The following is a 12,349-nucleotide window of genomic DNA, read 5'->3' on the forward strand; positions in this document are numbered from 1 at the left end:
GAACCGACGTCACACAGGTGGACCCCACATCAGGACGAGTGGAGCGACGGCTGTTTCGGATGCTGGATGGTGAAAAGGTCGCCCGGTGACATGGGTTTCAGCCCAATTCGGGTGTGGCGCCGAAGGTCGGACTCCACGTTCGGAGGGGTGGCCGTGACGACGATGGCTCCGGGTGGCCATGGGCGATGACATGAAGCTCGGCGATGTGTGAGTCGAATGCTTCTCGTCCAGCGCGTGTCAGTTTCACCCATGTCAATCTCCTCGAGTCCGAACGTGACAGCGACGCAGTCTTGTTCATCGAGACGTAGCCCGCGTCGGAGAGCGCTCTGAGATGTTTCGACAGCGACGCGTCGCTGATCTGAAGTGTGTCGCGTATGACCGCGAAGTCGATTTCGTCGATCCGGCGGAGAAGTCCGCAGACGCGCAAGCGGACTGGAGCATGGATGACGGAATCGAATCTCGGTCGGGCACCGGGATCTTCGGTCATGACCAGCTGCTTCTGGACCGACGACCGGCGAGTTGCCGGACGCCTCCAGCGTGCAGATGGGTTCGGTACACGCCGTCGAACAGGCGGCCGCCGAACAGCACGATGACGAAGCACACGGCCTGCGGCAGAAGCACCCACCACGCCGTCAGTGACGCCACCACGCCGTAGGACACGCTCAACAGGCCGAGCACGCTGACCAGCAGTCCAATGAGAACAGCCCATCCCATCATGCCTACCGCCGCTGGCCGCACCCCGGATATGCGGGGGTACAGCAGAGTCAGTGTCACGGCTGCCGCAACCGGAAGGGTGCCGAACGCTGCACTTACGTTGCCGTACGGCAATGCCGGTGTGCCTACGTAGAGGGCGGCGAGGGCGGCGAAGACCGGGTAGAACCAGGACGGCGCGGCGAGACGATCTGCGAGTGAGACGCGATCGGCGTGGAGCGCACCCAGCAGGTCGCGTACGGCGTCCGGCGACTGTTTGCTTTCCATATCGGTAACTCTAACACTTGCCGCACAGGCAAGTGTTACGTTCGATCCTGTCAGTACACCACGCACATCCACGGAGGGTCATGAAGAAGCATCCGATCGTCACACGGTCACTCGTCCTCGCAAGCGCGGTCACGGCGGCGATCGGCGCGGGGACCGTGCAATCGAGTGCCCAGGAAATGTACTTCTCGCCGCAGCAGCGAATCTACACTCTCGCCGAGGTGCCCCAATGTGGTGCTGGCACAGTCGATGTGGATGTCACGAGCGGATACGCGCCCAACGAGATTCGAGCGAACTTCACGACCCACCTGTACAGCCCGGCTTGGGCTGGATCAGCCGACTACGAGTGCTATCTGACGATCTATGCGGACTGGCACAACCAGGACACCGGCGCCGGCGGAACCGTCGAGCATCGTGTGGCGAGCTGGCGGTTCCAAGGCCCCAATGTGGCAAACCCTTACCTGGACATCGAGACAGGGGAGGGGCCGCTTACGGTCACCTTCAGAACAAGTGCCGCGCATTCACCGAGTCCCACCTTCGAAGTGCCGGCCCGCTGAACGATGCCGATCGAACCAGTCGCTCACGCCGAGACGTTCGTGTCGACTACCGAAAAGAGAAGAGTAAATATGACGATTGCTCGTAAGTCCGTTGTTCTGGTTGCGACTTTGTGCGGGTTGGCTCTCGGTGGTTGTGCGAGTGGCGATTCGGACACCAGTGCCCCGCCGGAAACTACGTCTGTGCCCGCTGGGACGACGACCTCGCCCGTGGAGACGACGACCTCGCCCGTGGAGACGACCACCGAGTCGTCGGTTGTGGCCGAGCCGCCGACTCAGGGCGAGGTCGAATCGCCACAGGAATCAGCAGTCGCTCCGCCGACGCGAACGCCGGAGGAAGCAGCGGATCTGGTGCCGGGTGGTGGCGGTGCGACCTTGCAGCCGTCGTTAGACCAACCGGGCAACGTCGATCCCGCGACGTTCCGGACGGGGAGCGATAAGTACAACTTCACTTCGCCGACGGGTAACATCCACTGCGGCATCTGGGACGCCGACGGTCCCGAGGGGCGAGTGGGATGTCAGGCCGTGGACGGCAGGAATCCCTTCGAGGGACCCCAGTGCTCGATGGCCGAAAACGACAAGGTCGCAGTTCGCGTCACCGCGGCGGGCTCGGAAAGCATGTGCACGACGCAGGGCATCTACGTGGATGCGAACGCGCCGGTGCTCGAATTCGGCCAGGTGCTGTCGGTCGAGGGCGTGGTGTGCCAGTCAGGGCCCGACGACATAATCGGATGCACAGCACCAACGGGCGGATTCACGTTCTCCCGAGGTATCAACTACACCTACTGATTCGGACGTTGCGGGGTGTCGGCCAGCAGTCCACACTGGGACCCACCATGACGAACTACGACCTACGCGCGAACCCACGGAAATTGCGGCCGCGGCCAGCGGTACCGCGCGAGGTGGCGATCGAGCTGACGTCCAGTGGGGTTCCTGTCGCCGAGCGCGACTTCTTCATCGAGGAGTTCCGCGGGGTCACGATCGTGATCGCCCTTCCCGTGTTGAGCATCGCGGCGCTCGAGGCGGTGAAGCGAACGGTCGGGGAGTTCGGTACTGGTGATACGCGCTTCATTTTCGTGGTTCCGGCCGACTACGTTCCGGAAGTCGCCGCTGCAGTCGGTGGTGTGGCCATGGTGAGTGGGGCTGTCTGGAACGACGAGTCCGTCGCCCGTTTGTGGCTCGCTATCGCAGACTCGGAATGCGTCGTGATCGGGGCGGAGGCGCCCGCCGTCGCGCGCACCGCAGGCACTGTGTCTGCGAGCGTGCGGGCTTCGAAGATGGTCCTGACCGACCCGGGCGGAGGTTGGGGCGATCCTCCTCGTAGCTTCGCCGACATCGACCTGCACCGCGAGCGACTGGTCGCTCATCTGGCCGAACGGGGTCTCGACGATTTCCCGTCCGCGGCCGAGGCGGCACTTGCCGGCGGTGCATACAGCGTAAACCTGTGCCGCGGCGAGGATCTCGAATTCGAGCTGTTCACGTTCGACGGCCGGGGGACCGTCCTCACCCAGGGGCGCTACCTTCACTTGGCCTCGCTGCAGGTCGACGATTTCCCTGCGATAGAAGCGTTGGTCGCACAGGGAGTGCGAGAAGGGGTTCTCAAGCAGCGCAGTCGGATCGAGATTGCCAGGATGGCGGTCGGAGGACTCGGTGCGCGGGTGCTGCGCACCGGCCACCTCGCCGGTATCGTCGGGCTGGAGGTAGACCGTTACGCCGGAACAGGATTCGGCGAAGTGTCGGGTCTGATCACAGTCGCCGAGTTCTCCGGACTGGGAGCGGGTGGCCTGCTGATGGACGGACTGCTGGAGGTCTGCCGCACAAGGGGCATCGCGAATCTTTTCGCGGTCACCGTCAGCAGTGAAGCCGCGGAGTTCTTCGTCAAACGCAATTTCGTCGAGGTCGGGCATCAGGATGTCCCTTCAGCGAAGTGGGAAGACTACGACGCTGAACGGCAAGAGTCTGCGCGCTGTTTTCTGCGATCCGTCTAGGCAGATCCGTCTGAACAGTCGTGGGGCAGCGCCGGCACTGGGTTCAGTCGATTAGTTGACATAATGCTGATTATCGGCAAAACATGGGCCGCAGCTCGGAAGCTGCTTTGCTGGTCGACGTGGTGATCTGGTTGGCGTGAGCTGAAATGCCCAGCATGCGCCTACGTCGACCGTTTTACCCGCGATGAAGCAGTTTCTCGATCGTCGCGGCGGGCACTCCGTCGTTGTCCGGCGCGGCTCGTCGCTGTGAATGCATGGATCGCGTGGATTCCAACGAATCCGGGCCGTCTCTCGGGTCGCTGCTCGGACTCCCGTTGCATCACCGCGAAACGTCACAGTGACGATTTACGGTAGTGAGTGGTGGCTACAGTTAGTTCCTGTTCCACGGCGATCGTGACGCAAACAGTCATTTCGGTCGGTATCGACCGATCCAGTAGTCGAATTGCATGTTTCTGCTACTGTCCGGGAATTGCTCGGTGCAAATACCAGCCGAAGGTCACTCGATGTCTGCCGTTCGTCCGTTCGTCTCGGCCAAGGGTCGATGTATGTCGTCACAACAGCACAGGGACAACCCGGGGTCGGGGCTGCTGGATCTGGACGCGACTCGAACCGGCGTCATTCGGCTACTCGTCGGCTTGGGCACGTTGTCGATCGGTCTCATCGGATTGCTCAGCGCACCGTCCGAGGAATACAGCGGTTGGCGAGTTCATGTGGTGGTCGTGATCAGTCTGACCGCTTTTCCGGTCGCGTTGGGCTGGTTCTTGGGTCGATGGCCTGGTCCGCGTCTGCTGACTGCGTTCATCGTGTATTCGGATGTGTCGATCGCCGCCAGTCTGTTGTTGAAGGACACGACATTGACAGCGATCGGCGGCACAGTTCTGTTCGCCGTCATCACCACTTTTGCCGTGGTGGCGGTGCCGCTACTCCCCTGTCTCGTGCACATGGTGTTCGCCACCGTCGTTCTTGCGGTGGTGGCCGTTTTGTCGGTGCGCGCAGACGTCGCCAGCGGCTGGGTCGTCGCCGCACACAGTCTGACCATGCTGTTGATGTTCGCGTCTCCACTCATTCTGGTGGTGTACGTGAGCGAGCTCCGATCTCGCGCACGGGAGTCGCTGGTCGATCCGCTGACCGGTCTGCACAATCGGCGCGGGTTGTTCGCTGCAGTAGCTGCCACCGCGATGACAACGCCGGATGTCGAACCGAAGGTGATGTCCGCCGTCGCCGCAGATGTCGACGGAATGAAGGGCGTCAACGACAACTACGGACACCACACCGGCGACGCCGTCCTCGTCGATGTGGCACAGCATCTGCGGGCGCTGGCGGCCAACCGCTGGATCGTCGCACGACTGGGCGGAGACGAGTTCGCGTGCATCGCCGTCGGTCGGCCTGCCGACCTCGCTGCCCGAACTGCAGAGCTCGTAGATAGCCTGAAACAGGCCCGGATGTTGTCTGGGCTCACCGTCAGCGTCGGGTCGGCAGCGGTACACATCGACGCGGACAGTGATGTGCGACAGTCCGCGTACGACGTACTCCGTGTCGCCGACTCGGAGATGTATCGCGCGAAACGTGGTCGCTGGCCGACATGAGAGTGCACCCCGAGCGAATCTCTCACCACCGCAACGTCATCGAGATTTCAAGTACCACCGTGGCAGTGCCACCCACAATGCAAGGAGAAGGCTCAGCGCGACCAGTGCCGCTGCGATGCCGACGAGCGGACCTACCACGAAGTCGAACGTGAGAGCCACTACTCCCACCAGTGCGATGCCGAGCATGAACAGGCCTGCGATCGCGAGTCGATTGCCGACCCGTACGAGTACACCGACTTCTTTGTGACGGAACAGAATTCGGTGCATACCCACCGGTGCGATCAGCAGGATGGTTGCGATGATCGAAGCACTCACGGTGACCAGATACACCGCGAGGCCGAACGCAGAGACGTCGTCGAAACGTTGTTGGAACGGCAGGGTCAGCAGAAACCCGGTCAGCAGTTGTACCCCGGTCTGTTCGACGCGCAGTTCCTGGAGTAGACCGAGCCAGTTGCGGTCGAGTTGCTGAGTAGGCGTCTCTCCCCTGGCCTGCGTGTTCCACTCGGCGTTGGGTGGGTCGGGCGCGTCGGTCACGGACGCTCCTCGAGAGGTACCGGTTCCGTTGCCGGTCGAGGGAACGTCTCGGTTTCGGAGGTACCGAGGTCGGGGTCGAATTTCTCGCCCACGGGATTGGGGGACGTGGTGCCCACCTGATCCGCCAACTCCAATCCCGCACCTGCGTAGACATTGAACGCGATGTCCACACCGTGCTCCTTGGCCCATTGCACTTCGTCGTCGTACCGAGCCACGGCTGCGACTGTTCCACTGAACCCGGATTCGCGCAGACAGGCGAGTGCTGTGACGTTGGCACCGTGACGTGGCATCGCGAGCACGGCAATGCGGACCGACTCGGAGTGCCGCAGTTGATTCCAGAAATCGAGATCGGTTGCGTCCCCTTCGATGACTCGCAGTCCTCGATCGGCGAGGCGACGAATGCGGGGCCCGTCGTAGTCGACACCCACCACATCGAGACGGTAGTGATCGGTGAGCCTCTGATAGGCCGCGAATCCGACTCGCCCCATCCCGATCACGACGACCTCGGCGTCGCCGGCGTCACCGGACCGTTCCTCCGGATGCAGACTGCTCTCGTCCTGCTCCGGTAATCGGGTTGCGATCTTCTCCACCATGAGGTGCCCCCGGCCGTTGACCAGTGCCGAGGCCACGAAACTCAGCGCCACGGCTATCGACATCTCGACCAGCCATGCCGGTGCCAGAAGGCCGGTCGTGACTCCGACCGAGACGACGATCAATCCGAATTCCGAATAGTTCATCAGGCTCAGCCCGGCAAGGAGGGCTGTTCGATACCGCAACTTCATCAGGGCGAACAGCGCCAGATACAAGACGGATTTGAGCGGTAGCAGAAGCACCATGAGCAGTGCGACGCCGAGACTGGGCAGGTCGGGCAACCCGGAGAGACCGATCGAGACGAAAAAGCCCACCAGCAGCAGTTCCTTGATGTGGAACAACGATCGAGACAGCTCGGACGAGGCCGGGTGTGACGCCAGCAGCACACCGATGATCAATGCACCCAGGTCTCCTTTGAGTCCCAGGGCGGAGAACAGCGCGTAACCGGGCACCAGTGCCATCACGATGCCGAACAGAGACTGCATCTCTCCGTGGCCCAGTCCGCTCCATACTCGTCGGAGGACGCGAGTGACGGGCCACAGCAGTACCAGCGTCAGCGCCCAGGGGCTGGGCAGCGTGCCGCTGGTGACGGTCAGAAACACCACGGCAACGATGTCCTGCATCACCAGGACACCGATCGCCACGCGTCCGTAAAGGGCGTGTGACTCACCGCGTTCCTCGAGTACCTTGACCACGAAGACGGTGCTCGAGAACGACATGGCGAAGGCGAGCAATGCGATCGTCGTCAGGCTCTGTCCGGACAGCATGGCCAACCCCGCGACGGCAGCCAGCCACAGAACGGTGGTACCGACCACGACGCTGAACACCAGATGCACCGAGGTGGTCAGCCATACTTCCCGGCGCAGCAGAATACGAACGTCGAGCTTGAGACCGATGGCGAACAGGAGAAGCGTCACACCCAGATCAGCGAGCAGCTCGAGCTGGGGCACCTCACCGACGTCGAGTGCATTGATGACGAAACCGGCAGCCAGAAATCCGACCAGTGGAGGCAGCCGGACCACCATGGCAAGTCCGCCCAAACCGAAGGCGATGACGAGGTAGATCGCGGCAATTGTCATGCACGGTCCCTTTGCTGGTGGGCTGCAACCGAATCTCCAACGGAACTTTCGACATCGGCACATGCCGTCGGAGTGTCCCCAGTATCCCGGCAATACGGGTATTTCACAGTGCACGAGCCCTCACGCGAACGGCGATCGACGAAGCGGGTTGCTACGTCGATCGCCGTTCGGATCCGAAACCTCGGCTCGGGACTCTCAGAGCTCGAACTCGGCCGGATCGATTCCGACCGCGAAGCACGCGTTGCGCACCGCAGCCTTCTCGTGGTCGTCGAAATGGCCGTCGGCACCGCCGATGATGATGCCGATCTGGATGACGGCTCGTGCCTGGTCGGGCTTCGACTTGAGCTTGCCGATCGTGGCTGTCGCCTCGACCTTTCCGAAGTCGAAATCTCCTTGCAGCTTGTCGCAGTACCAGTCGAACTTCTGCCGAAGCTCGTCGGGCTCGAACACTCGTAACGCCTCGTTACCGGCGATCAGAGATGCCGTCTTCTGGCGCTCGGCAGGATCGATGGTGCCGTCGGCCGCCGCGATCAGGGCACACATGGCCATGCTGCCGTTGGCGAATTCCTTGTTCTTGAATTGGCTGGTCTTCGTCTGCAGCTGGCCGTTCAATTCCTGTGCCTTGGACTTGAGTTGATCCCAGAACGCCATGGAGCTCCTCACTAGGTCGTACCGCCCGCGCAGTCGCGCGGGCCTCGACCATTGTCCACGTAGTCGGTGAACTGGGGAGGAACCCCAGTTCAGCGCAGCCGTTCTGCGTCGTGCGCTTTGGCCAACAGTTCGACGCACAGTCGGTGCAGTTCCGCGGCATCGGCCCCTTCCGTCACCGCGGTGCTGACGTCCTCGGCCGCACACCGAACTTCGAACGCTCTGTCGGCCGCCGCCGACACCTCCTCCGCGGTCAGCACGACGGCGTCGTCGGGAATCGACGTCCCTTTCGTCGCGCTGCGTTGCTCGTAGGCGCGTTGACGGCACGATTGACGGCAGTACCGCCGCTTACGGCCGGTTCCGGTATCGGCGACCGGGCGCCCGCACCAGGTGCACGTCTGGTCGCGGCGGGTTCTGACGGACATGGTCGTTCAGCCTACTGCGGCCGCGAGGTAAGATCGCCCGATAAGCTGCGCCGACTGGACCGCACCTGGACTCATCGGCCCGGGAACGAACCGACGCGCGGCGACGTTGTAGATCAGTGGGTAGACGGTGCAGTTCGATGTCGACGGATGGCTTCGGCGCACGTACCTACTATCGATGGAGAGGACTTCACCATGGCAGATCGTGTACTTCGAGGTAGCCGGCTGGGAGCGGTCAGCTACGAGACCGACCGTGATCACGACCTGGCACCCCGCCGCGTTGCGCGCTACCGATGCGACAACGGCGAAGAGTTCGACGTACCGTTCGCCGACGATGCCGAGATTCCGGGAACCTGGGCATGCCGCAACGGCCTGGAAGGGTCGCTGATCGAGGGCACTGCGCCGGAGGCCAAGAAGGTCAAGCCTCCCCGCACCCACTGGGACATGTTGCTCGAGCGTCGTTCGGTCGACGAGCTCGAAGAACTTCTCAAGGAGCGATTGGACCTGTTGAAGGTGAAGCGCCGCGGCGCATGACCGTCGCCGTCCACTGCACCGCCTGATTGCAAACAATCCGGCGGTGCAGTTTTTTTATGCCATTCGGACCTGTCGAATGTTTTGACGCGCCTTTGTTGCATCATTTGTCGCCTGAGCGAGGATTCCAATACGATCGAGTGGCGGTGTGACAGTCCGAGCTGCCATCATCGAGTATCGGTTGTCACACAAGTGGACGATTCGTGAACGGTCGCCGTAACAATTATCGGACAATATCGATAAACAGCAGGCACCGGAGTCGAAAAATCAGGGGGCATTAACTCGTGAGCCAGGATTCTGATCAGCGCTCGACCGACGCTTTGCGTACGGCGGCCTCCGATGCTGAAGCGGAAGGTCATCGCGCGGTCGGCGAGCAGAAACTTGCGGAGTTGAGGCGCGAGTTGGACGGAATCGACGAAGTTCTGCGCGCTGCAATTCGAGACCGCATCGATGTGTGTGTACGTGTTGCACACGTAAAACGTGAACACGCCATTCCGATGATGCAACCGGGCCGCGTCGGACTGGTGACCGAGCGAGCGAGAGAATTCGCGTCGGCCAATGGACTGTCTCCCGATTTTCTCGAAGATCTGTATCGATCGATGATCGCAGAAGCATGTCGCGTCGAGGATTCGATCATCGATTCTCCGACGCCCGGGCCCGGCCTCGACAGTGAACGGTAGAAGCACCCGATGACGATCCATACGCTCCTGGTGGACAATTACGATTCGTTCACTTACAACCTGTACAGCCTTCTGGCCGAGGTGAACGGGCGGCCGCCGACCGTGGTCAAGAACGACGTCGAGTGGACGTCGCTGGACTTCGACGCCTACGACAATGTCGTGATCTCGCCCGGTCCCGGGCGTCCGGATCTGGAGCAGGACTTCGGTATCAGTGCCCGCGTGATACTCGAATCAGGCCTACCGATACTCGGCGTGTGCCTCGGGCATCAAGGTCTGTGCCATCTGTTCGGTGGCAGCGTGGATCTCGCGCCCACGCCGATGCACGGCAGAATCACCGACATCACCCATACCGGTGTGGATCTGTTCGCCGGGATTCCGTCGCCGTACTCGGTGGTGCGGTATCACTCACTCGTCGTGACCCGCACCCCTGCCGACTTCGAGGAAGTCGCGTGGACGCCCGACGGACTGGTCATGGCCGTTCGGCACCGCAGCAAGCCGATGTGGGGTGTTCAGTTCCATCCCGAGTCGATCAGTACCGACTACGGCCGCGAACTGCTCGCCAATTTCCGCGATCTCACACTGGCGCAATCGAGCGCATCGAGTGCTGCGCATACTCAGGATTCGATGTTCACCATCGAAACACGTTCGCTCGACGAGACTTTCGACTCCGAGCAAGTATTCGAAGCACTGTTCGCGGACGGCTCGAAGAGTTTCTGGCTGGACGGCAGTGCGGCTCTCGAACCCGACTGCAGATTCACCGTCATGGGTGATTGCTCGGGTCCCCACGCGGAGTACGTCACCTACTCGGTTGCCGAGACCACGGTGACCGTGCAAGGTCCCGACGGTACGACCGAGCGCATCCACTCGACATTCTTCGATTACATCGACGACCGATTACGAGAGCGGGCCACTCCCCCTCGGCACGACCTACCCTTTGCTTTCGGTCTCGGCTACGTGGGATACCTGGGCTACGAACTCAAGGCGGACACCGGTGGGCAACTGGTGCACACCTCTGCGACTCCCGACGCATCGATGGTCTTCGCAGACCGCGCGTTGGTGTTCGACCACGAGGCCGGCACTCTCTATCTGATGGGGTTGGCCACCACCCCCGGGGATCCTGTGTTGGCGCAGTGGTTCGACTCGGTCACCGACACCCTGCGTGGCCTGTCCCGAAAGGTCACCCCCGACAACCGTCCTGGTGTGCCTGCGACCGGCACTCCCCTGCTCGGCGCCGATCGTTCGCTCGAGCCCCGGTTACGCCACGACCGTGCCCACTACCTCGATCTGATTTCCCAGTGCCTCGCCGAGATTCGCTCCGGTGAGACATACGAGGTGTGTCTGACCAACACCGCGACCGTGTCCGGTTCCATCGACGCAACCGCCACCTACTCGTACATGCGCGAAATCAACCCCACTCCGTACAGTGCGCTACTGAAGTTCCCCGAGCTGTCGGTGTTGAGTGCGTCTCCGGAACGCTTCTTGCGCATCGACGCCGACCGCATCGTCGAGTCCAAGCCGATCAAGGGAACGCGTCCCCGCGGAGCCACCGCGGAGGAAGACAACGCACTCAAGGCCGATCTCGTCGCAAACGAGAAGGACAAGGCCGAGAACCTGATGATCGTGGACCTGGTGCGCAACGACCTCGCCCAGGTCTGCGTGCCGGGGTCGGTGCACGTGCCGAAGCTGTTCGATGTCGAAACCTACGCTCCCGTACATCAATTGGTCTCGACCGTTCGCGGGCGCCTGCGCGACGACGCGTCGGCGGCGGACTGTATCCGTGCCGCGTTTCCCGGTGGATCGATGACGGGAGCCCCGAAGATCCGCACGATGGCGATCATCGACAAGCTCGAAGACGGACCACGGGGTGTGTACTCGGGTGCCATCGGTTACTTCTCGATCACCGGGACCGCGGATTTCTCGATCGTCATTCGCACGATCGTGGCCACCGAACACGAAGTGACGTACGGGGTGGGTGGCGCAATCGTGGCGCTGTCGGATCCTGACGAGGAGTTCGAGGAGACGATGGTCAAGGCTGTGTCGATGCGTCGCGCGCTGACCGGGCGAACAGAAAACAGCGGATAGGGCGTCTGCGCCCTACCCGCTGTTCGACATTCCTCGGCTCGAAGACGACCTGCTTACGGAGTGGTGAAGTACTCGAACACGGCAGGCTGAGCCTGCGGGTTTCCGTTGCTGGTACCGATGACTGCGCCGGCGACCGTACCGATGACGGTCCCGATGATGCACCCGGAGATGAAGTTCGGGAAGATCGACACACAACCGATGGCGAAACCGAGGCCTGCGCCGATCGCCGTGCCGACACCGCCACCGTTGTTCCAGCCGATCGCGAGCTGGTTGACCATGTTGTCGAATGCCTGCTGCTTGGTCCGCGGACCCGCGACCTCGGCGACGGGAACCGTCTGCGGAGTCAACGTCAGTTCGCGACCCTCGGCACCGATCAGCGGTGCGATCGAGTAGACGGTGCCGTTGATGGTGTACTCCAGCGGAACAGATGCAAGCGTGGCACCGGACTGGTCGATGACGGACACGGTTTCGCTCGTGGCGTCGACCCGGAACAGTCCGGCATCGAGGATGGTGGTGACCGTTCCGTCGGGGTTGACCGACGTCTCGTAGTTCACCGGGTCCGACGACGGGTCTGCCACAGCATGGCCCGCTCCGGTGGCCACCGCAGCGGTCAACGCCACCGCTACCGTTGCTGTTCTGATCAGTTTCACTTCTGTCCCCTGGTGGTAGTGATTCGTAT

At 62.2% G+C, this 12,349-nt stretch carries 14 protein-coding genes; 7 read left to right on the top strand and 7 right to left on the bottom strand.

Features of this window, described 5'->3' with window-relative positions; translation table 11 throughout:
• Window positions 1–97: 97 nt before the first annotated feature.
• Entirely contained in the window at window positions 98–487 is a 390-nt protein-coding gene (locus CH251_RS22025; RefSeq protein ID WP_094615081.1) for a transcriptional regulator, read from the bottom strand.
• Complete coding sequence (locus tag CH251_RS22030) at window positions 484–978, bottom strand: hypothetical protein (RefSeq protein WP_094615082.1); 495 nt, start codon at window positions 976–978, stop codon at window positions 484–486. The genes CH251_RS22025 and CH251_RS22030 overlap by 4 nt, the downstream gene beginning before the upstream one ends.
• 80 nt (window positions 979–1,058) lie before the next feature.
• Here CH251_RS22030 and CH251_RS22035 point away from each other — a divergent pair, with 80 nt between their 5' ends.
• The 4 genes from CH251_RS22035 to CH251_RS22050 all read left to right on the top strand — a co-directional run bounded on the left by CH251_RS22035 (window position 1,059) and on the right by CH251_RS22050 (window position 5,103).
• Complete coding sequence (locus CH251_RS22035) at window positions 1,059–1,532, top strand: hypothetical protein (protein ID WP_094615083.1); 474 nt, start codon at window positions 1,059–1,061, stop codon at window positions 1,530–1,532.
• A 207-nt stretch (window positions 1,533–1,739) separates the two neighbouring features.
• Entirely contained in the window at window positions 1,740–2,318 is a 579-nt protein-coding gene (locus CH251_RS22040; RefSeq protein ID WP_094615084.1) for a hypothetical protein, read from the top strand.
• A gap of 47 nt (window positions 2,319–2,365) precedes the next feature.
• Window positions 2,366–3,517 (top strand): GNAT family N-acetyltransferase, encoded by a 1,152-nt coding sequence (locus CH251_RS22045; protein ID WP_094615085.1) that lies wholly within the window; start codon window positions 2,366–2,368, stop codon window positions 3,515–3,517.
• Window positions 3,518–4,062: 545 nt separating this feature from the next.
• Window positions 4,063–5,103: a diguanylate cyclase gene (locus tag CH251_RS22050; RefSeq protein WP_143537808.1), complete on the top strand. Its 1,041-nt coding sequence runs from the start codon at window positions 4,063–4,065 to the stop codon at window positions 5,101–5,103.
• A 36-nt stretch (window positions 5,104–5,139) separates the two neighbouring features.
• Here CH251_RS22050 and CH251_RS22055 read toward each other — a convergent pair whose 3' ends face one another.
• The 4 genes from CH251_RS22055 to CH251_RS22070 all read right to left on the bottom strand — a co-directional run bounded on the left by CH251_RS22055 (window position 5,140) and on the right by CH251_RS22070 (window position 8,380).
• Window positions 5,140–5,637, bottom strand: coding sequence for a DUF6328 family protein (locus CH251_RS22055; protein WP_094615087.1), 498 nt, complete (start codon window positions 5,635–5,637; stop codon window positions 5,140–5,142).
• Window positions 5,634–7,307 (bottom strand): cation:proton antiporter family protein, encoded by a 1,674-nt coding sequence (locus CH251_RS22060; protein WP_094615088.1) that lies wholly within the window; start codon window positions 7,305–7,307, stop codon window positions 5,634–5,636. Before CH251_RS22060 ends, CH251_RS22055 begins: the two co-directional genes overlap by 4 nt.
• A 195-nt stretch (window positions 7,308–7,502) precedes the next feature.
• The gene (locus CH251_RS22065) at window positions 7,503–7,958 is read right to left on the bottom strand and encodes a tellurite resistance TerB family protein (protein ID WP_032398482.1); all 456 of its coding nucleotides are present in this window, start codon (window positions 7,956–7,958) and stop codon (window positions 7,503–7,505) included.
• Window positions 7,959–8,047: 89 nt separating this feature from the next.
• Window positions 8,048–8,380: a hypothetical protein gene (locus CH251_RS22070; protein WP_094615089.1), complete on the bottom strand. Its 333-nt coding sequence runs from the start codon at window positions 8,378–8,380 to the stop codon at window positions 8,048–8,050.
• Between the two features lie 192 nt (window positions 8,381–8,572).
• Between CH251_RS22070 and CH251_RS22075 the strand changes: the two genes are divergently transcribed.
• From CH251_RS22075 to pabB, 3 genes are all read left to right on the top strand, one after another.
• Window positions 8,573–8,911, top strand: a complete 339-nt coding sequence (locus CH251_RS22075; protein ID WP_027497120.1) for an RNA polymerase-binding protein RbpA — start codon at window positions 8,573–8,575, stop codon at window positions 8,909–8,911.
• Window positions 8,912–9,192: 281 nt separating this feature from the next.
• A complete protein-coding gene (locus CH251_RS22080) occupies window positions 9,193–9,588 on the top strand; it encodes a chorismate mutase family protein (protein WP_256979236.1) in 396 nt (131 codons plus the stop codon).
• A gap of 9 nt (window positions 9,589–9,597) precedes the next feature.
• Window positions 9,598–11,670: an aminodeoxychorismate synthase component I gene (pabB, locus tag CH251_RS22085; RefSeq protein WP_094615090.1), complete on the top strand. Its 2,073-nt coding sequence runs from the start codon at window positions 9,598–9,600 to the stop codon at window positions 11,668–11,670.
• A gap of 53 nt (window positions 11,671–11,723) precedes the next feature.
• Here pabB and CH251_RS22090 read toward each other — a convergent pair whose 3' ends face one another.
• Window positions 11,724–12,320 carry a hypothetical protein gene (locus CH251_RS22090; RefSeq protein ID WP_094615091.1) on the bottom strand — a complete coding sequence of 199 codons (597 nt, stop codon included), beginning with the start codon at window positions 12,318–12,320 and terminating at the stop codon, window positions 11,724–11,726.
• Window positions 12,321–12,349: the final 29 nt, after the last annotated feature.

This window comes from Rhodococcus sp. 06-462-5, assembly GCF_002258315.1.
In the GTDB taxonomy this organism is placed as follows: domain Bacteria; phylum Actinomycetota; class Actinomycetes; order Mycobacteriales; family Mycobacteriaceae; genus Rhodococcoides.